At 45.9% G+C, this 20,987-nt stretch carries 19 protein-coding genes; 15 read left to right on the top strand and 4 right to left on the bottom strand.

The window, feature by feature from the left end; genetic code table 11:
- Positions 1-14: 14 nt before the first annotated feature.
- The 10 genes from ABDV94_RS16545 (at position 15) to ABDV94_RS16500 (ending at position 10,038) form a co-directional block, all read left to right on the top strand.
- Positions 15-221 (top strand): DUF6132 family protein, encoded by a 207-nt coding sequence (locus ABDV94_RS16545; protein WP_343748325.1) that lies wholly within the window; start codon positions 15-17, stop codon positions 219-221.
- Positions 218-511: a thioredoxin gene (trxA, locus tag ABDV94_RS16540; protein ID WP_343748324.1), complete on the top strand. Its 294-nt coding sequence runs from the start codon at positions 218-220 to the stop codon at positions 509-511. Before ABDV94_RS16545 ends, trxA begins: the two co-directional genes overlap by 4 nt.
- 30 nt (positions 512-541) lie before the next feature.
- Complete coding sequence (locus ABDV94_RS16535) at positions 542-1,237, top strand: thioredoxin domain-containing protein (RefSeq protein WP_343748323.1); 696 nt, start codon at positions 542-544, stop codon at positions 1,235-1,237.
- A gap of 158 nt (positions 1,238-1,395) precedes the next feature.
- Positions 1,396-1,959: a YeeE/YedE thiosulfate transporter family protein gene (locus tag ABDV94_RS16530; RefSeq protein WP_343748322.1), complete on the top strand. Its 564-nt coding sequence runs from the start codon at positions 1,396-1,398 to the stop codon at positions 1,957-1,959.
- A gap of 14 nt (positions 1,960-1,973) precedes the next feature.
- A complete protein-coding gene (locus tag ABDV94_RS16525) occupies positions 1,974-2,474 on the top strand; it encodes a DUF6691 family protein (protein WP_343748321.1) in 501 nt (166 codons plus the stop codon).
- A gap of 9 nt (positions 2,475-2,483) precedes the next feature.
- Positions 2,484-3,194: a DUF2490 domain-containing protein gene (locus ABDV94_RS16520; RefSeq protein ID WP_343748320.1), complete on the top strand. Its 711-nt coding sequence runs from the start codon at positions 2,484-2,486 to the stop codon at positions 3,192-3,194.
- 87 nt (positions 3,195-3,281) lie between these two features.
- Positions 3,282-4,436: a cystathionine gamma-synthase gene (locus ABDV94_RS16515; RefSeq protein WP_343748319.1), complete on the top strand. Its 1,155-nt coding sequence runs from the start codon at positions 3,282-3,284 to the stop codon at positions 4,434-4,436.
- A 167-nt stretch (positions 4,437-4,603) separates the two neighbouring features.
- Positions 4,604-5,311, top strand: coding sequence for an SDR family NAD(P)-dependent oxidoreductase (locus ABDV94_RS16510; RefSeq protein WP_343748318.1), 708 nt, complete (start codon positions 4,604-4,606; stop codon positions 5,309-5,311).
- A gap of 133 nt (positions 5,312-5,444) precedes the next feature.
- Positions 5,445-7,613, top strand: a complete 2,169-nt coding sequence (locus ABDV94_RS16505; RefSeq protein ID WP_343748317.1) for a M43 family zinc metalloprotease — start codon at positions 5,445-5,447, stop codon at positions 7,611-7,613.
- 214 nt (positions 7,614-7,827) lie between these two features.
- Positions 7,828-10,038 carry a M43 family zinc metalloprotease gene (locus tag ABDV94_RS16500; protein WP_343748316.1) on the top strand — a complete coding sequence of 737 codons (2,211 nt, stop codon included), beginning with the start codon at positions 7,828-7,830 and terminating at the stop codon, positions 10,036-10,038.
- A 216-nt stretch (positions 10,039-10,254) separates the two neighbouring features.
- Here the strand turns inward: ABDV94_RS16500 and ABDV94_RS16495 are convergent, their stop codons facing one another.
- Both ABDV94_RS16495 and ABDV94_RS16490 read right to left on the bottom strand, forming a co-directional pair.
- Positions 10,255-10,713 carry a hypothetical protein gene (locus ABDV94_RS16495; RefSeq protein ID WP_343748315.1) on the bottom strand — a complete coding sequence of 153 codons (459 nt, stop codon included), beginning with the start codon at positions 10,711-10,713 and terminating at the stop codon, positions 10,255-10,257.
- 198 nt (positions 10,714-10,911) lie between these two features.
- The gene (locus ABDV94_RS16490; RefSeq protein WP_343748314.1) at positions 10,912-11,634 is read right to left on the bottom strand and encodes a 3'-5' exonuclease; all 723 of its coding nucleotides are present in this window, start codon (positions 11,632-11,634) and stop codon (positions 10,912-10,914) included.
- 210 nt (positions 11,635-11,844) lie between these two features.
- Between ABDV94_RS16490 and ABDV94_RS16485 the strand changes: the two genes are divergently transcribed.
- The 5 genes from ABDV94_RS16485 (at position 11,845) to ABDV94_RS16465 (ending at position 16,669) form a co-directional block, all read left to right on the top strand.
- The gene (locus tag ABDV94_RS16485; RefSeq protein WP_343748313.1) at positions 11,845-12,327 is read left to right on the top strand and encodes a GAF domain-containing protein; all 483 of its coding nucleotides are present in this window, start codon (positions 11,845-11,847) and stop codon (positions 12,325-12,327) included.
- Entirely contained in the window at positions 12,303-13,847 is a 1,545-nt protein-coding gene (locus tag ABDV94_RS16480) for an Ig-like domain-containing protein (RefSeq protein ID WP_343748312.1), read from the top strand. The genes ABDV94_RS16485 and ABDV94_RS16480 overlap by 25 nt, the downstream gene beginning before the upstream one ends.
- On the top strand, positions 13,840-15,009 hold the full coding sequence (locus ABDV94_RS16475) for a lysylphosphatidylglycerol synthase transmembrane domain-containing protein (protein WP_343748311.1): 1,170 nt from the start codon (positions 13,840-13,842) through the stop codon (positions 15,007-15,009). The genes ABDV94_RS16480 and ABDV94_RS16475 overlap by 8 nt, the downstream gene beginning before the upstream one ends.
- 79 nt (positions 15,010-15,088) lie before the next feature.
- Positions 15,089-16,024 carry a ribose-phosphate pyrophosphokinase gene (locus tag ABDV94_RS16470; RefSeq protein WP_343748310.1) on the top strand — a complete coding sequence of 312 codons (936 nt, stop codon included), beginning with the start codon at positions 15,089-15,091 and terminating at the stop codon, positions 16,022-16,024.
- Between the two features lie 60 nt (positions 16,025-16,084).
- Entirely contained in the window at positions 16,085-16,669 is a 585-nt protein-coding gene (locus ABDV94_RS16465) for a 50S ribosomal protein L25/general stress protein Ctc (RefSeq protein WP_343748309.1), read from the top strand.
- Positions 16,670-16,948: 279 nt separating this feature from the next.
- Here the strand turns inward: ABDV94_RS16465 and ABDV94_RS16460 are convergent, their stop codons facing one another.
- Positions 16,949-20,449, bottom strand: a complete 3,501-nt coding sequence (locus tag ABDV94_RS16460) for an N-acetylmuramoyl-L-alanine amidase (protein WP_343748308.1) — start codon at positions 20,447-20,449, stop codon at positions 16,949-16,951.
- A 101-nt stretch (positions 20,450-20,550) separates the two neighbouring features.
- Positions 20,551-20,892, bottom strand: coding sequence for a DUF983 domain-containing protein (locus tag ABDV94_RS16455; protein ID WP_343748307.1), 342 nt, complete (start codon positions 20,890-20,892; stop codon positions 20,551-20,553).
- Positions 20,893-20,987: the final 95 nt, after the last annotated feature.

The following is a 20,987-nucleotide window of genomic DNA, read 5'->3' as shown; positions in this document are numbered from 1 at the left end:
CAAAACAGTCATCTATGAAAAAGTTCGTCAAAAAACAAGTACTCGTCATCGTCGGCTCAGCCATTGGAGGAACAGCGGGTTACCTCTATTGGAAATTTGTGGGGTGCAGTTCGGGAAGTTGTGCAATCACTTCCAGTCCTGTTAATAGCAGCCTGTACGGTGCGGTCATGGGCGGACTTTTTCTTTCTATTTTTCAAAAAGACAAAAACAAATCGGTATGACATTTCAAGAAATTATCAATCAGGACAAACCGGTATTAGTCGACTTTTATGCAACCTGGTGTGGTCCCTGCAAGATGATGGGGCCTATTCTCGAAGACCTGAAAGAACGTGTCGGTGAACAAGCTTCCGTCATAAAAATTGACGTCGACAAAAATCCACAAGCAGCGGCTCAATTCCGGATCAAAGGCGTTCCGACCCTGATCATTTTCAAAAAGGGAGAATTAAAATGGCGGCAATCCGGCGTGTTTCCTGCCAATGAACTGGAACGGTTAATCCGCGAAAATCTCTAAGCCATAAACATCCGAATCTTTTCTCCCTTCGTGCTATTGACACTACTCTTAGGGTGCAGTTCTGAACCAAACACAGGCGAAAAAAACAAGCTGTCGGCACGGGAATTTGCCGATCAGCTCCAAGCCAGTGAAGACGCTGTTATCATTGATGTCAGAACTCCCGAAGAATACGCCGGAGGCCATATCGAACAGGCGCGCAACATGGATTGGAACAACCCGGATTTCGGCTCTCAGGCAGCAACCCTGGATCATTCGAAACCGGTATTTATTTACTGTCTGAGTGGCGGACGGAGTGCCGCAGCAGCGGCCGAGTTGCGCAAAAAAGGCTTTAAAACCGTGCATGAACTCACAGGCGGGATGCTTTCCTGGCGGGCGGAAAAATTACCGGAAACAACCGCCGCTGCGGTTTCAAAGACAGAGACGATCTCCGATCAGCAATACCAGGACTTGATCGATTCGGACAAACTGGTTTTGGTCGATTTCTACGCTGATTGGTGCATTCCCTGTAAAAAAATGGAGCCAACCCTAAAGGAAATCGCCCGGGAGCTGAAAGACAAACTGGTCGTGGTACGGATTGATGCGGACGCAAATCATGGATTGTGCCGAAAACTCCGGGTACAGGCACTTCCGACCCTGAAACTATACAAAAGCAAAAACCTGGTTTGGGAACAGGCAGGGATCATCAGAGAAGCTGAATTACGAAATCAATTAGCAGTCCACGACTGATTCGTTACGGAAACAATCAACTACCCAAAAAGAAGCATCATGTGACTCATGGTGCTTTTGTTGTTTTAGCAGGTGAAAAAAGCAGCTCTGTAACAAAAGTGGCAGTAGTGCTGAGGTCTAGCTTTTAATTTCGCGGCTTTAAAAAAGTCAAACAACGTATGTTAGAATTTATCAGACAACCCTGGCCCTGGTATGTTGCCGGGCCTTTAATCGGACTCACAGTACCTGCCTTGCTGATCCTGGGCAACAAATCTTTCGGAATCAGCTCTTCACTCAGACACATTTGTGCGTCCTGCATTCCTGCAAACATCCCGTTTTTCAAGTACAATTGGAAAAAAGAAACCTGGAACCTGGTATTTGTAGCAGGCATCCTGATCGGTGGTTTTGCAGCCATGCAGTTCCTGGCGGATCCCAATCCCATCCGGGTCAACCCAAAACTTGTTAAGGAACTTTCCGGCTACGGGATTCACGATTACAGCAGCCTGGTACCAAAAGAGATCATGAATGCAGATGCCTTGCTGACACTCCGGGGCTTCATCCTGATGGTAGCAGGAGGATTTCTCGTAGGTTTCGGAACGCGTTACGCGGGCGGCTGCACCAGCGGACATGCCATCATGGGACTGTCTACGCTTCAATGGCCATCCCTGGTTGCAACAATGTGCTTTATGGCTGGTGGAATGCTCATGGCCAATTTCCTCCTTCCATTCATTCTTTCACTTTAAAATTCCCTCCAATCATGCAGGAAAATCAAGAAACAGCGCAAGAACACGAAATCCGTGCAATGGATGCAATCTGCATCAATGAAAGTCATTTACAACACCGGTGGTATCACCACATCAAATACCTCATCGTAGGAATTTTGTTCGGAATTGTCTTTGTGAAAGCGGAAGTGGTGAGCTGGTTCCGGATCCAGGAAATGTTCCGGTTTCAATCTTTTCACATGTACGGAATCATCGGAAGTGCCATCGTGGTCGGAATGATTTCAGTACGACTGATCAAAAAATTCAATATCAAAACGATCTATGGAGAGAAAATAGAATTCCATCCCAAACAATTCAATAAAGGACAAATTTACGGAGGATTCATTTTCGGACTGGGTTGGGCGATAACAGGAGCCTGCCCGGGGCCGCTTTTTGCACAAATCGGAACGGGAGCACTGGTGATTATTGTCACACTGCTGAGTGCTGTAGCCGGAACCTGGGTGTATGGATTCTTTCGTGAAAAACTTCCTCATTAAAGCAACATCATGCTCCGCACGCATCCTCTGCTGGTTCTGATTTGCAGTTTCCCCTGGCTGATTCAGGCACGCGCTCAGACGCATTTCAATTCCTGGTTCAGGGGAACACTCGCTATTCCGGTGGAAGAAAAATTACAGGTCGATGCTGAATTCCAGCACAGACGCCAGAATGGTTTTAGCAATAACAACCTGTTCGATAAAAAACTCCTCTTTACTTTCAGGACATGGGTTCATTATCAGCCCAAAGAAGGAGTCAAATATTCGCTTTCCCCTGTTGCGCTTTTCTTGAACTACAAACCCATTCAATCCCCGGGTGACGACACCCTTCGGCCGGGAATCGAATTCCGGTTTTCTGCCGCAGTTGAATTGCAAAAAAGCAGCATTTGGAAAACCAGCCTGGTCAACCGTACAGCACTGGAATGCCGCATTTTCGAAAACGCGCTACTTCCGGTTCTGCGCCTCCGAAATCGCACCGGTTTGCGCTACAACCTGACTAAAAAATGGAAGTTGGGGATTTATGATGAATTGATTCTCAACATTGGCGGAACCTCCCTCAACCATTTCTTTGATCAGAACAGGATCGGCTGCTCGGTAGAATATGACCTAATTCCCCGCCTGAAAGTGGAAGCCGGATTCCTGTATCTTGTCAGGCTGCAAACCAATGAATTCAACAAACTCCGGGAGAATAACCTGGTTCTGAACCTGACGTACCGCTTGTGAGACAAAGGACTCAATTATTTTCAGGAATACCCTTGGTTTCTTTCGTGAAAGATTAACTTTGTAAGTCAACAGAGAATCCCTTTTTCTATGAAAGAACAAGATATGAAATTTGGCACCAAAGCGATTCACGCAGGTGTTCACCCCGACGAAACGACCGGAGCGATCATGACTCCGATTTTCCAGACTTCCACCTATGTGCAGGAAGCTCCCGGAGTCAATAAAGGTTATGGTTATGCACGTGGGAAAAACCCAACGCGTGAAGCACTTCAGGCAAACATTGCCGCGCTTGAAAACGGGAAACACTGTGTTTGTTTCAGTAGTGGTGTTGCTGCTACGGATGCCGTTCTGAAATTATTGAAGCCAGGCGATGAAGTCATTACCGGCGACGATCTTTACGGGGGAACTTACCGCCTGTTTACCAAAATCTATGAGAAATTCGGGATCAAGTTTCACTTCATTGATTTGACAAATGCTGAAAATGTGCACCATTACATCAATGAGAACACGAAACTGATCTGGGCAGAAACGCCAACCAACCCAACAATGCAGATTATTGACATTGCTGCACTGGCGGGAATTGCAAAAGCAAAAAATATTATCCTGGTTGCAGACAACACCTTTGCTTCGCCTTACCTGCAGAATCCGCTGGATCTGGGCGCGACAATCGTGATGCATTCGGTTACGAAATACCTGGGCGGGCACTCCGATGTGGTGATGGGAGCGTTGATTACGAATGATCCGGCGATCCACGAACAATTGTATTTTATCCTGAACAGTTCGGGTGCAAACCCTGGCCCGATGGATTCGTTCCTGGTACTGCGCGGAATCAAAACCCTGCATCTGCGCATGCAGCGTCACTGTGAAAACGGGAAGAAAATTGCGCATTTCCTGAAAGATCACCCGGCGATTGAAAAGGTTTACTGGCCTGGATTCCCGGAGCACCCGAACCACGAAATTGCGAAAAAGCAAATGCGTGATTTCGGTGGAATGATTTCCATCGTCCTGAAAGACAAGAGCATTGACAATACCTACCGTGTGGCTTCATCCTTCAAAGTATTCTCACTGGCAGAATCACTGGGAGGTGTTGAATCATTGATCAATCACCCTGCAACGATGACGCACGCTTCCATTCCGAAGGCTGAGCGTGAAAAAGCCGGAGTGGTAGACAATTTATTGCGCCTGAGTGTGGGTGTGGAAGATGTGGAAGACCTCATCGCAGATTTGGAACAAGCATTGGCATAAGCACAAATACATGTATTTTTAAAAGCGTTTCTCCCTATTAGCGGTTGAAACGCTTTTTTTGTTCTAAACATACACGAATTGAAAATTGAGAATGGATAATTGAAAAGCTTTATATCAGTTATCCAATCCTTTTCAATTGTAACTTTTCAATTCTCAATTATAAAAACATGGTTATCATTACAGGAACATCGCGGGGAATTGGCAAAGCAGTTGCCGAAAATTACCTTGCAAAAGGAGAACACGTTATCGGGATCGGGAGAAATCATACGATTACGCATGCAAACTACACGGCAGTGATTTGTGATTTGAGTCAAGCCGCTGAAGTGGAACAACTCACCTTACCGGATCTGGGTTCCGAAGCGCTGATTTTTATTCACAATGCAGGCGTTTTGGGGGAAGTGAATTATTTCGAAAAGCTTTCACCGGACGAACCCCAAAAGGTGATGCAGGTAAACTTTTTTGCCGGAGCAACTCTTTTACAGCGCCTGCTTCAACTCACTCCAAAGGACCAATCCTTTAAAGCTATTTTCATCAGTTCCGGAGCCGGGAAAAACCCGATTGCTTCCTGGGCATCCTATTGTGCTTCCAAAGCGGCGGTAGATTTGTTCTGCCAGGTCATCCAGCTGGAAGAACAACAGCTTGGTCGTCCGGATTTCCATTGTTTGTCTGTTGCTCCGGGTGTGGTTGACACCGAAATGCAAGCCGGAATCCGTTCCGTGAGCGAAGACGTTTTTTCGGAAGTTGCACGTTTCCAGGAATACAAGCATTCGAATCAGCTTTATTCCCCTGAACTTGTTTCACAAAAGCTCTACAAACTGGTGCACCACACGGTATTGAACCAGGTCGTTTACTCCCTCAGGGATATTGAATTGTGAAGAATGTTTTAAATAATTGTAAGCAAATGGCTTACAAAGTTTTCACTGAATGTTCGATTTATCAGACAAATGTTGTAACTTGTTCCACTCAAAATAAAACTCTATTTAATAAAACTAGCTAGAACTATTGATAATGAAAAAGCAATTCTCTACTCTTCTAACCCTGACGATGTGCTTTTCCGGTTCTGTATTCTCCCAAAATACAGCACGAAAGTTAGACAAGGAAAACATGCGTGAAGGGGAAAACGTCGAATACTGTACGACGCACAAAAAAATGAATGAATTGATGTTAAATCCGCAGTTTGCGCAACAATATGTGCAGGATCAGCTGGAGTTTAACAACCTTCTCCTGGCAAAAAAAGGAGAAAACAGTCCTACCAAAGCAGTTCAGTACACTGTTCCGGTTGTTTTTCACGTATTGCATAACGGCGGTTCTGAAAACATTTCGAAAGAGCAGATCATGACTGCCTTGTCTATCCTGAACCGGGATTACGCCATGCTGAACCCCGATACGATTTCGATTCAGACTCCATTCCAGAGTTTGAGAAGTAAAGTGGACATCAAGTTTGCACTGGCTACCAAAGCACCGAACGGAGCTTGTTTTTCCGGAATCACCCGTACGCAGAGTGCTCAGACAAGTAACGGAGATGATGGTCAGGCCCAGGTGAATGCAATTATTGCAGGAAACGATGTGTATAACGGACAATGGCCCGGGAATAAGTACATGAACGTATTTATCTGCCAGGATATCGGTGGAGCGGCAGGATATACCACCAATCCTTCCAGCTGGTCTGCTACTTCCATGATGAACGGAATCTGGGTATTGAGCACGTATGTCGGAAACATCGGAACTTCAAGTGATTATACAAGCCGCACATTGACTCACGAAGTTGGTCACTGGCTGAACCTTTCCCACGTTTGGGGAGGAACCAACAATCCGGGCGTAAGCTGTGGTTCGGATGGTGTGGACGATACTCCTGCAACAAAAGGATCTACTTCCTGTGCTTTGACGGCAAATACCTGCAGCACGGATAACGCATACTGGGGTTTTGACCAGATCGATAACGTAGAAAACTACATGGATTATTCCTACTGTTCCAAGATGTTTACCATCGGACAGGTGGATCGTATGAGAACCGCGATTACTCAAAGTTCTACCGGAAGAGCAAATGTTATTTCAGCTGCTAACCTCGCTGCCGTAGGAGCCAACACTGCACCGGTCTTGTGTACGGCTAAATTCAGCGCACCGAAACAGGTAGTCTGCCAGGGGGAAAGTATTCAGTTCACAGACGAATCATACAACATTGCAACCGGGTGGAACTGGACGTTTACCGGTGGTACTCCGGCTACATCTGCTTCTCAAAACCCAACAGTAACTTATAACACTCCGGGAACTTATGCTGTGAAACTGGTTGCAACCGACGGAAGCTCTAACAGCACTTCGGATATTGCAGGGTACATTACCGTACTTCCTGCTGCTACAGGTATTCCGTTCTTCGAAGGATTTGAAACACTGACCAACCTGACAAGTCCGGCATGGACTGTGAGCAACGGCGGTGGAAATGCATGGGCAGTGACAACAACTGCAGGTCACACCGGAACAAACTCTGCGAAACTCGAAAACTTCGGGCAAACAACCGGACAAACGGACGAACTGATCTCCAGAGCAATCGATTTATCCAGCGTTAACTCGACTTCAGGTGTTACGATGTCTTTCAGATATGCTTACCGCAAAGTGTCTTCCGCAAACAATGATATGCTGAAGGTATTGCTGACAGGTGACTGCGGAACTTCCTGGGATATCCGTAAAACATTGACTGCAACAACGATGTCGGGATCAAATACAGCTTCATCAAGCTGGACTCCAACCCAGGCAGACTGGATCACTGTTCACATGACGAACGTAACAAGTACTTACTGGAATTCAAACTTCCGTTTTAAATTCCAGTTCACTTCCGGTGGCGGAAACAATGTATATATCGACGACATCAATATTTACGCAGGACCTCCGTCTGACGATATCGTTTTGGGATTGTCTGATCTCGGAACGCTTCAGGACGTTACCTTGTTCCCGAACCCGGCAGAAAACGAGATTCAGATCAGTTTCTCTTCCCAGACAGCAAACAACGTCGTATTCGTACTGACTGATCTGACGGGGAAAGTGATCAAAACCATTCCGGTAAATGCACAGGAAGGAGCCAATATCGTGCTTCTCGAAACAGCAAACCTTTCAGCCGGAACGTATCTCATCAAGCTGAATGACTCAAACTCAGGCAGAACCTTTAAGTTTGTTAAAAAATAGTTTTTTTTAAGAATTGCCCGGTAAAATTTACCGGGCAATTTGTTTTTATAGGCGTACTTTTGTTTCTGTTCAATCAACAATTGGAACAGTTAAAATAATTTCAACCCCCCATTATTCAAAAAGTAAGTACTTTTCGACAATCGAACTGTATTGTTTTTACAACTTTTCTCTCTTCTCTAAATCATTTATTGTAAAAACTAGCTTGAATAATAAAATGAAGAAAAATTTTTATGCGCTCCTTGGAATCTCTCTCCTTACTTCCTGGAGTTTCTCTCAAAAACCTGTTCGCACTTTAGACAAGACGAATACGCGTGAAGGCGAACACGTTGAATTCTGTGTTACCCACAAAAAACTAGCTGAACTGAAACAAGATCCGGTGATGGCTGCGATGATCGAAGCCGCACAACAGGCCACTGAAAACCAGCTTCAGCTGAAATCCAAAGGTGACAATAGTACGACCAAGTCGACTGTATACAAAATTCCGGTTGTATTCCACATTTTGCACAATCATGGTTCCGAAAACATCTCCAAAGAACAAATTTTGGATGCCATGTCGATCCTGAACCGCGATTACCGCAAGTTGAATGCAGATGCCGCAAACGTTCAGACTCCTTTCCAGGGAATGCCGACGGATGTTGAAATCGAATTCGAACTGGCTAAAATTGCTCCGAACGGTGCTTGTTTTGACGGGATCACACGAACTGTTACTGCATTGACAAACGACGGAAGCAGTGGTCAGGCACAAGTAAATGCCGTGATTGCAGGAAACGATATCTACCAGGGAGTTTGGCCTCATACCAAGTACCTGAATATTTATGTTGCTTCTGAAATCGGCGGAGCTGCGGGATATACCTTCAACCCGATGGGGGGGTCTACAGCAAATGCTCAGGGAATGTACTACAACGGGATTTTCATCCTGGACACATACACCGGATCAATCGGAACAAGTAGTGTAACCAACTCCCGCGCGTTGACTCACGAAGTAGGACACTGGTTAAACCTTTCTCATACCTGGGGTGATAACAACAACCCTGGAAATGCTTCCAGCTGTGGAGAAGATGACCACGTTCAGGATACGCCGATGTGTATCGGTGTTACTTCCTGCAACTTGTCTTCCAATACGTGTGACGATACCAACGATCCAAGCGGATTCAGCTCCTGGACAACGGATGTGGTTGACAACGTAGAAAACTACATGGATTACTCTTACTGTTCCAAAATGTTTACTCCGGGACAGGTAGCGAGAATGCGTGCGGCAATTATCAGCACAACCGGTGGACGTAACCAGATCATTACAGCTGCCAACCATACGGCAACGGGGATTGACACTGCACCGACGTTATGTACTGCAAAATTCACGGCTGCGCGCACAGTGATTTGTGCAGGAGAATCTATCCAGTTCACAGATCAGTCTTACAACGCAGCAACAGGATGGAACTGGACATTTGCGGGAGGATCTCCGGCAAACTCTGCAACTCAGAACCCAACCATTACATACAACACTCCTGGAACTTACGCCGTGAAACTGGTTGCAACTGACGGAAGCTCAAACAGCACGTCTGATGTTGCGGCATATATCACGGTATTGCCAGCGGCATCTGGTCTTCCGTTCTACGAAAGTTTTGAGAACATGACGACTTTGAACACTCCTAACTGGTTTGTGGACAATGCGGGTGGAAACGGATGGGTTGTTACCAATACTGCCGGAAAAACAGGGACTAACTCTGCAATGATTTCCAACGTGAACGAAGCGAGCGGACAAGTAGATGAACTGGCTGCAAAAGCAGTTGATTTATCCGGGATCGATGCGGCTACAGGAGTAACACTTTCATTCAAGTGTGCGTACAGAAAGAAAACTTCTACCAACAGTGATATTTTGCGCGTGTTGTTGTCAAAAGACTGTGGTGAAACATGGGAAATCCGCAAAACGGTAACAGCAACTTCTATGTCAGGAACCAACACAGCAACTGCTGCATGGACTCCAACTTCTGCAGATTGGTTAACGGTTCACGTAACGAACGTTACCAGCGCTTTCTGGACAGACAATTTCCGTTACAAATTCCAGTTCACTTCAGGTGGTGGAAACAACGTATACATCGACGATATCAATATTTATACAGGTTCTCCTTCCGAAGAGCCGGTAACTGCAGGATTGGCAGATTTGGGTACAGTTGCAAACATCAGCTTGTTCCCGAACCCGGCTGACAATGAAGTACAGATTGCGTTCAGCTCTAACGCTTCAAGCAACGAGATCACGTTCTACGTAACGGATTTGACAGGAAAAAGATTGCAGCAGCACGCTGTTCAGGCAAACGAAGGAAACAACCTCGTTTACATTGCTACTTCAAACCTTTCTGCAGGTACTTACCTGATCCAGATGGTTGACGGAAGCGGACAGCGCACGCTGACTTTCGTGAAGAAATAAGCAGACAGTCATTTAAACTGAAATCAATAAAAAACCCCGGTCCCGTGCATACAGGATCGGGGTTTTCTTTTGCAGTGTATCAACTCTTTTCTTTCGCTTTATACCGGAGATTTCACTTTACGTTCTTTGCTTCTTAGCATTCCAAATCAGATAAGCGCAAAGAATTGAAAAGTTATCTCTGATTCCAGCACTGAACCTTTCTTTTGTACAATCTTGTCAAAATCCTCTTTTCTTTTTGATTTCTTCAATGAAATCGACCAATTGCTGCTTGTTGGAAAAATAAATGGTGATGTTTGTTTCGCGGGTACTTCCTCCACCCGATTTTTCATACACCGTGGAAAGCACTTTATTCAAATCCGTTAATACTTTACAGGAATACATTTCCCCGTAGGTGTTCAGGTAATCGATCTTGAAGACATTGTCCGTAATGACCTTCACCGACACTTTGCGTACGTTGATTTCGTGAATGACCCCGTCTCCTCTTTTTCGAAGCACTGTCACATACAAATCATCGTCTACGATTTTTTGATGGTACTCCAGTGTGGTTCCGTTGATTTCCATTGAAAAACACTTCGGCCCCTGGATCGTGATGGATTTACCGTGATAATTAATGACTTCCTGGGCCTGCAGGAAATGAAAGCTTGCCATACACAGGCAAAAAAGGATCATTTTCATAAAGTAGTTTTTAATAAAAGTAGTATACGAAGATAAAAGTAATGATGAGTTTTGTTCACTCCAACAGAAGAATAAATACCATTCAAAATGGTTTATGCTTCGAATAGCTCAGCATACCCGGTTAAAAGGTTCAAAAGTTCAAATCGAACCATTAAACTTTTGAACTATTCAAGCTCTTTACCTCCTTGAAAGCAAAAATTATTCTTTCACGTGAATTTCTCCGTCGTCAACCAAAGGTTCGCCGTTCATTTTCAAAAATAGCTGAATGAGCGCTATCACATCCTTCTCGCAATAGATCCGGATCCGGTTCAAATCCTGCTCTTCGTAATACACGCGGGCCACGTCTGCTCCCGAAATATCGTCTTTCGGAGTAGGAATTTTGAAGATGTGACACAGCAATGCCAGGCTGGTATATGCTTTGTAATCTCCGAACTTCCACAATTCCATGGTGTCCAGGTGCTGAATTTCCCACGGTTTCTTTCCTGCGAGGTTCAGGATATTTGGCAATCCGATCCCGTGGATGAGTAATCTTCTGCAAATAAATGGAATATCGAATTCTTTGGAGTTATGTCCGCAAAGCAAGTGCTTCGGGGTGTTGTAATTGTTCTCGAGCAGGCGCACAAACTGGCGCAACAAGGTTTCTTCATCGTCGTGCGCAAATGACGTGAGGCGGATAGACCTTCCGGTTGCCGAATGGTGAACAAATCCGACGGAAATGCAGACGATTTTACCGAACTCGGCATAGATTCCTGCCTTTTCATTGTAAACATCTGCTTTGGTTTTCTCTTCCGTGAGGTAGCGTGCATTTTTGGTATCGAATAGTTTGGTCGTTTCCGGATCCAGATCGGCATAGTCATATACTTCCGGAACGGTTTCAATGTCTAAAAAAAGAATCTTGTCCAATTGGCTTAAGTCAAGCATATTTTTCGTGTTTTCCATTTAAGTTATGTAAAAATATCGTTTTGATTCGGGCTTTTTTTCGTTTTTTTTCGGGAAAGAATTCATTTTTTACACATAAGGAATAGGATTCCTTACCTTTGCCCCAGTACTGTTCCGAAAAACAGGTGATCGGGTTTTTTGCTTCGTTTAAAAGATTAAATCCGTCGTCATTCGGAACGCATTTTATCATTCATGGCTGAAGAATTAGTTATTGCACAATCTTCCAAAGAAGAAAAGTATCGGACTTTACTCCCACAAGCAAAGGCACTTTGTACCGGTGAGCCCAATTTAACGGCAAATCTGGCAAACACAGCCGCTGCTCTCAAAATGACTTTTGATTTTTTCTGGGTTGGTTTTTACCTGGTGGAAAACGATGAATTGGTATTGGGGCCGTTCCAGGGACCAATTGCCTGTACGCGCATTGCTTTCGGAAAAGGAGTTTGTGGTTCAGCATGGAAACAAGATGAAACGCTGGTTGTTCCGGATGTAGATGCTTTTCCCGGACACATTGCCTGTTCCAGCGACAGCAAGAGCGAGATTGTAGTACCAGTGCGTAAAAACGGCCGGGTTGTTGCTGTTTTGGATGTCGACAGCTCCGCGTTGAATGATTTCGACCAGATCGACGCAGACCATTTAAACGAACTTTGCGAATGGCTCGGTACTCACTGTTTCTAGGAATCATCCTGTTCATAATCGCCGGTTGTGCGGAAGTGATTCCACTGACCGGAGGGCCTACGGATAACCGTGCGGCCAGACCCGTTCCGGGAACTCAAAATCCGGAGCAGGGAGCCCTGCATGTCAATCAACAGGAATTACGCGTACGTTTTGATGAATACTTTACGCTGAATGATCCTTCCAACACCGCGGTCATGAATCCAAATGCAGGAAAGCTAACTGTTACTTCCAGCAAACGGGATGTAACTATCAAATGGGACGGCACGTTGAAACCGAATACCACGTACATCATTCAGCTCAACGGAACCATCAAAGATTTGAATGAGAAGAACGATACCATTCACCAGTTTGTGTTTTCAACCGGAGACCGGATCGATTCACTGAAAGTGAAAGGAGTCATTACGGATGGTTTTTCCAACAAACCCTGCAACGGCTTCACGGTTGGGCTCTACGATTCGGTGAGCGATCCATACAAAGAAGCCCCGGTCTATATTTGCAAAAGCGATGCAAGAGGTGCATACGAATTTTCCTACCTGAAGGCGGGAAATTACCAGCTGTTTGCCTACCTGGATTCGAACAAAGACCGATTGCCCGGTGCAACCGAAGATGTCGCATATACCTCCACGCTTATTTCAAGCAGCGACACGACTTTTTTCCATCTGCTGGCATCCAAACCGAAAAATCCGGTGAAACAGCTCCAGGTAAAACCAGCCAATCCGGGTGTTGCCTATGTGTATGGAAAAGACATCAACGAAACACAACTCGTGATCAATACACAACCAATCCGGGTGATTACGCGCTTCGAAACGGATTCGGTTCTACTGTCTCTTCCGGTGGTGGAAAACGATGTGTATACGTTTACAGACGGCACAGACACCATTACGAAGATCATCCCTCTGAAAGACCGGAAGAAGAATTTCACGATTGTGAACAAGGTCTACAAAGGTTCATGGACTTTGGGCGACACGCTGCTGTTCGAAACGAATGAACTGATCGAAAGCATTGATACCAGCCTGATTGTGGCGGAAGACAAAGACAAAATCGCTGTCCGTATGAAGTACAATTATGTGCTTTCGGGAAATCAACTGCGGATTATTCCACTGGGAACTACGGCATTCGACCTTTCGATCAATTTCAAATCCGGCGCGCTAAAAGGAGCATCCAACCAGAATGATTCACTCAAAACGGAGTTGAAAACACTCCGACCATCCGACCTGTCGAACCTCAAGCTCGGTGTTGCCAGTTTGCAAGGCGACTGGATCATTCAACTGATGGATGGAACCATTCCCGTACGCACGTTCTTCAAAACGGCCAATGATTCGGTTGTTTCCTGGGAAAAGGTGATTCCGGCAGTGTACCAGATTCGCTGCATCCGCGACAAGAACGGAAATCACCAATGGGACACCGGAAACTGGTTAAACAAATCACAACCCGAACAGGTGGTGCGTTTTGATCTGAAATCGAAACTGCGCGCCAATTGGGATATTGAAGAAACACTGGAACTGAGCCCGGATGAGTGATTCTTTTGAAAAAGCGTTTAGCAAATGGAGGATTTACCTCGCGTTGCTGATTGGACTTTCAATTTCAGGAGGAATCCTCATTTACAGTTTCACCCGCACCGAATTTCACGAAGTAGAACAAGGGAAAGGTCAGTTTGTCTGGAAAGACAGTAACCACAACAAGAAGATCGATTATTCCGACAAGCGGGAATTTATTCCCTCCAAAAACGGGAACTTCGAACAAAAATCTGCCTTGCAGGTGCTTTCCGATGTTTCGTGGAATAGCACTACGTTCTTCTGGATTTTCCTGGCGCTTCTCGGCATGGTTGGCCGGGATTTGGGCTACATGCTCCGCATCCGGATTTTGACGAAGAAACAACTCACCTGGACGCAGGCTTTTCACGTGATCATGCTCTGGGAATTTGCTTCTGCCCTCGCACCCGGCGTCATGAGCGGCGCAACAGTTGCCATGTTCATCCTCAACCGGGAACAAATTGCGCTCGGAAGAGCTACCGCCATTGTGATTCTCACGGCTTTTCTCGATAATTTATTCTACGTGGTGGTGATTCCGCTGCTCTTCCTGTTCATCCCGGCAAACCAGTTATTTCCTTCCACCGGGAACGGATCGATGATGACGCTTTTCTGGAGCGGATTCGGAGTATTCACCCTGCTCTGCCTGGTGTTGTTTTCCAGCATTGTGCTTTACCCGAAACTCGTTTTCCAGCTGCTCACCTTTTTCACCCGCATTCCATTCCTGAAGCGTTTCCGGAAAGGTGCCGAAAAAACAGGGAATGATGTGAGCGAAACAGCTTCGCAAATGCGGAACGAGCCGTTTTCATTCTGGTTGAAGGCTTTCGGAGCAACCGTTTTCTCCTGGTCTTCCCGCTTCCTGGTGATCAATTTCATTCTACAGGCGTTTTTAAGCCTGGGTTTTCTCCAGCAGGTTCAGATTTTCTCCAAACAATTCGTTTTGTGGATGTTTTTGCGCATTTCTCCCACCCCCGGCGGAAGCGGTGTTGCGGAATGGGCTTTCGGAGAATTGCTGTCCGAATTCAGCACCAGCATCATCCTGTTGGGAACGATGGCCGTTTTGTGGCGTTTGATCTCTTATTTTCCCTATCTGATCATCGGTTCGGTGATTCTTCCGCGCTGGTTGTCGCGTAAGGGAAAAGCGAAAGACTAAATCGTTTTGAGAGGTCTGAAAAAAAATCGTGCATTTCGGATATTATTCCTATCTTTGCGCTCTTAAAACGGTAAAAATCATGTCTTACGGCGTCAAAATTTTCGCAGGAAGAGCCTCAAAAGTGCTTGCAGAACAAATTGCTACCAAGTTTGGAGCTAGTTTGGGCGATGTCAATGTAACTGAATTCAGTGATGGTGAATTTCAACCATCATTTGAAGAAACAGTACGCGGACAAGACGTTTTTATCGTTCAGTCGACGATGCCTCCGACAGAAAACCTGTTTGAGTTGTTGTTGATGGTTGATGCCGCAAAACGTGCTTCTGCCCGTAAAATCATCGCTGTTATTCCGTACTTCGGTTTTGCCCGTCAGGATCGTAAAGACAAGCCGCGTGTTGCGATCGGTGCAAAACTGATTGCAAACATGTTGATGGCTGCAGGAGTTGACCGCGTAATGACCATGGATTTACACGCTGACCAGATTCAGGGATTCTTTGAGGTTCCAGTGGATCACTTGTTTGCGTCTACTTTGTTCTTCAACGAAATGAAGGCATTGGATAACGGAAACCTGGTGATGGCTGCTCCGGATGCAGGAGGTGCAAAACGCGCAAATGCTTACGCTAAAAAGTTGGATACCGGTTTGGCAATCTGTCACAAACACCGCAAAAAAGCAAATGAAGTGGCTGAGATGACCGTGATCGGGGATGTCGCAGGAAAAGATGTAATCCTGGTAGACGATATGTGCGACACAGCAGGAACATTGACAAAAGCCGCTGAGTTGTTTATCGAAAAAGGAGCAAAAAGTGTTCGTGCATTCTGTACACATGCGGTATTGTCCGGACCGGCTTTCGAACGTATCAACAATTCAAAATTGACGGAGTTGATCGTAACAGATACCATTCCGTTGAAAGAAAAAAGTGACAAGATTCGTGTCATTACCGTAGCAGATCTGTTTGCAGATGTAATCGATCGCCTGGTTAAAAACGAATCCATTAGTACGCATTTTATTATCTCTTAGGAATAAGAGAGATAAATGATCCGCCCCGGCGGATAACATAAATTAAATAAAAACAAACAAATGAAAGTAGCACAATTGAGCGGTTCGTCACGCGCGAACGTAGGGAAGAAAGATGCTAAGGCTTTGAGAGATTCAGGGCAAGTTCCATGTGTTCTTTACGGACAAGGGACGCAGACACATTTCTCTCTGGCAGACATCAAGGTTGAAAAATTGGTTTTCAACCCGGATGTATTTAAAATCGAGTTGGATATCGATGGTAAAAAAGCAAACGCTATTATCCAGGAGATCCAGCAACACCCGGTAACTGACAAAGTTGTTCACATCGACTTTTTGGAACTGGATGAGAAAAAACCGGTTAAAGTTGCTTTGCCGGTGCGTTTAACAGGAGCTTCCCGCGGTGTATTAGCCGGAGGACGTTTGATGCAGGTTTTCCGTCGTTTACGTGTAGTTGGTCTTCCAACTGATTTGCCTGAGGCAATCGTAATCGATATTACAAAATTGCGTATCGGTCAGTCTATCCGTGTGAAAGACCTGGAAAATGATGGTTTAGCTATCTCTGAAGCTAAAAACGCAGTAGTAGTTGCAGTTAAAATGGCTCGTGGAGCTTCTAAAGCTGCAGAAGGTGATGACGAAGACGAAGATTAATATCCTCTTTTGATATCGAAAACCCTGACGGCAGCGTCAGGGTTTTTTTGTTGGAATAAATAAAGGTAACAACTTGCAATAAAAAAACCATTTCCGCTTCGACAGCAAAAATGGTTTCACTATTAGATTTAGGAGTAGGTTCTAATTTCTTTCCCTACTGAGGTATAAACCAAATTTACTGACCAATTTTGGTTTTTACCACGTCGTTTTTCTGTAAAGCAGTTTTCGGTTTTTTAACCGTCGTTTTTCAGAAAAAAAGAATCTACCCCAGGTAAAAATTTACTGTTTTATGATCGTTTGCTGCACCTGCTGCCCACCGGATTCATAGTTCAAACTGTAAACTCCGGCAGCTAAACCACTGATGTCAATTGAAATTGCCTCCGAATTCAGTTTCTTTATCAAAACGGTTCTCCCCAGGAAATCAGTGAATAAGAGCATTCCACCGGTATAGTTCTTGTCGACCGTGACTGTCAGGATTTCCTTCGCCGGATTCGGATAAGCACTCCAGTTCATCACATTCAGATCCTGCAATCCCGCTGAGCCGATCACACGAACAGTTTGTTTCACCGTATCATTCGGACACCCGTCGTTGGCCGCAACCAGGCGCACTTCATAGACTCCCGGACCAGCATATTGATGCCATGGATTTGCGTCCTGGCTTTCTGTTCCGTCTCCGAAATTCCAGTTGTAACCGTTTGCATGAACAGATGCATTCGCACAATACAACACTTCATTCGGAAGATATAATGTGTCTTCGTTTACCGTAAACTGTGCCTGAACCGGCTCGCTCACAGAAATAGTCACCAGTTGGGAAATTGTATCTGAGGTCGAAGCACCGGTTGCAATCAGCTGTACCTGGTATGATCCCGAAGCAGGGAACTGCACTTTCGGATTGACCGCGGTGCTCGTTGCCGGAATTCCTCCCTGGAAGCTCCACAGGTAAGTCACTGCATCCTGAGACTGATTCTGGAACGCAAGTGAATCGGTTGAGCAAACAGCTGTGTGCTGCACCTGGAAAGATGCTACAGGAGGGCCTGACGGAGGCATAAGAGTTTGTCCGTTCGAAGACATGATCCCAGAGAACATGCCGGCTCCGTTTTCTGCTTTTACCGAAATGTAGTATGTTGTTCCGGTTGTGAGGTTCAATCCTCCGAGACTTACTGAAGTATTCCAGTAATTTTCCGTCCACGGAACCACATCTGCTTCTCCCGGGCTTGTTCCAACAGCCACCCAATAACTTGCCACGTCCGAATTCAAATCAGCAGAAGTCGTCCAGTTTGCTTCCAGCATGGTGTTGTTTGTTGTAAATGAAACATCCGCAGCTGTTCCGTCATTCACTGTTTGGATCGACGAAGGCGTGCTCCAGTCAATTTTCACATCCTGGGACGCAATCGCAGACAAGTTTCCTGCCGCATCCTGGACAATGGAACGAATCCGGCCGGCAGCAGTAGAAGAGTTCGGGCTTTCGTAGCGCATATCTCCTCCTGTTCCCACCGCGATGGATGTACTGGAAGTTCTCGAGCGGTATACTCTCAGATCGTTCACGCTGTACACGCAATTTCCGGTACGGAACGAAATATAATTCCCGGTTGTGAGCGGAGTGGCATCCGTCCAGGTACGCGCCAATACGTTGTTGATGTAGACCTGGTGTTTTCCGGTCGTGCGGTCATAAACAACTTTGTAGTCATACCATTGCCCCACATTGAAATCGTAAGATGCTTCATCGACCAAACTGTACACGTCATTAGTCACTTCGTAAATCTGGATTTTATCGCTATCAAGGCGGAAAAACACAAAGTAGGAGTTCCCACGGTTTGATAATGTCGGATCACTGCAGAAATAATGCAATCCGGCTCTGCGGTTTGTTCCCGCTCCCGACATGGCTCCTGACCAGTGATACAGGTAGCGGTCACTCAGGTTACTCGTTACTTTCGCCCAGATATTGGTATTTCCGTTTGAATCATCGCTCTGCACCAGGTTTCCGGAGCTTAGTGCCCACGTTCCCGTTTGCGAAGTCCAGCTGGAATGAATCGCCGCCTGGTCAAAATTGTCGTTGAAGAATCCTTTATCGGAATTGGCACGCCAGTCGCTTCCGCTTAAATCCGTGACCTGGTAAAATGACTTCTCGATGCCGCTTCCGCCTGAATTATCCGTATCGGAATAGGTCGCTGTGAAGTTTTGCGTCACCCAGCTTGCCGGAACACTGACGGTTGTCATCGGAGGAACTGCGTCTCCCAAAGCCGGATTCGTAATGACACTTGTCCAACTCGCAACCCAACCTGCAGCAACCGTCGCACAATCGCTTCGGAATTCGATCAATAACGCTCCGCTGGAGGACGTAATTGTTCCCGGGGAAGTTGTTCCGGTATAGGTTCCGATCAGTGGCGCATTGTTTGTTGCTCCGTCGTAGATGTACATGTAATCCCAGTTTGCTTCGATGGAAAAACTGGAGAAATTCAAGGTAATCGAACTGGCATTTGCCGGCTGGATCAGGGTGAACTTGCGCTCATCGTTGCTGTAATTTCCGGTACTTCCTCCTGAATCGGTGAAGGTTCCCGTAGCTGTACTCACGGTTGTTTGAGCCGGGCTGTTATTCACCAGTTTGTAATACAATCCCCAGTCCCAGTAAATTCCCGGATCGGTATGTGTTTGACTTGGGAAATGCTGATGTCCTTTGATTTTAATACATCCACCCAGCGTATTTGTTCCGGTTGTTGCTGCACCTGAAAAAGTTCTCAATGGCGAAATACCGTATCCGCTCTGGCATACATCTCTCGTCAGCGCCGCCGATGCATTGTACATCGCCGTGGTGTACCATTGAGGCTGATCGATGTATCCTTCGTGTTCGTATCCGATGGTGTATGGGTTTTCAGAACCAACGTGCCACGCTTTGTTTGCTTCCAGTACCATTTGTGTTACCTGGCCGTCTGAAGAGCGCAGTACATAATGATACGATACACTGGAAGAGCAATTCTGCGCCCACGAAATGGTTCCGGCATACGTTCCCTGCGTGGTGTGGATTGTAATAGCCGAAATTGCGGTTCCGCTCCGGGAACTGTAATTACACGTAGCGGCAGGATTCCAGATTGCAGGAGCATACTCGGTCGATTTCTGGATCGATTCCTTTTTCTTGACCTGGTAAACCGCTCCGGAGGTCGACTGAATGCCTTGTTCAGTGAACACGATGCGCTGCGCACTCAAAACCGACAAGTTTGCCGCTCCGAAGATGTCTGTGAGGTTGAAATCGTAGTTCGGAAAGGCATAATTCACCGAGTTTTCGTCTTTGTTCAGGAAGCGGAACAATTCGTATAATTCCGCATCACGCGCAAATTGATTCACTCTTCCGGAATCCGAGAGGTAGGAAAGCCTTCCGAAAATTTCTTTCAGGGAATTCTGCAGGGAATTTCCGCGCAGTTCTTCCATGTAGCTACTCACCACCTTGGCAAAGGCGTGAATTTCTGCGGCAGGATCTTCCTTCATTTGCTGAAGGGAAACTCCCGAAACCTGGGAAACCAGTTTCATGTTTTCTTTGAAATAGCCTTTTCCTTTGGCCACCATTCCAAGATAACCGTGTGATCGCGGCAAACCTGAACACGACTCCGGCCCGGTGGCCGATAAATAGGACATCCTCGTTTGCGTCCAGGAAACCGCTTCGAGCGTTCCTCTCGGGACATTGGGATAAGCAGCGTACGCCTGCTGGCAGTAGCTCTGAAAATTGGAGGTTTGTGCAAAGGCATTCAGCCCCAACAAACACGTTGTAAATAGTAGTAATCTTCTCATGTAAATCTAAATCAGTAGTCGGAACTAATGTATCAAATTCTTTAGAAGACTGGAAATCAATTTATCCCAAAAAGGATTTAGCAATTAAAATTTAACGTTCTCTACTCATGGAAGATATGGATCCATAACACGCGGGATGCCCGGAAGTTGAAGAACATCGTCAGGATCAGCACCAGGAACATCAGGGCAAACATCCAACCCAGCGGGAGTACCCAGAAGCAAAGGAAGAATACCGGGAACAACTCCGCGATGGCCAGCGCGTAGCTGATATACATCGCACCGAAAAAGTAACCTGGCTCTTTATCGAAACGGTAGCCGCACTCGGAACAATGCTCGTGCATTTTCGGGGCTTTCAGATGAAGCAATGAGCCTTTTGTTTCAAATATTTTGCCCTTTCCACATTTCGGGCAAGTCCCACTCAGAATCGGTCTAAACTTTGACATTTCCATTTTTTTTTACAAAGTTAGGACACAAAACAGCGGGAATTTATTCCTTTTCAGCGCCATTAATTCTATTATTCGGACATAATTACTAAATT

Source organism: Fluviicola sp. (assembly GCF_039596355.1).
In the GTDB taxonomy this organism is placed as follows: domain Bacteria; phylum Bacteroidota; class Bacteroidia; order Flavobacteriales_D; family Crocinitomicaceae; genus Fluviicola.
Note: the sequence above shows the minus strand (reverse complement) of the source record. Positions and strands in the feature narration are given on the sequence as shown.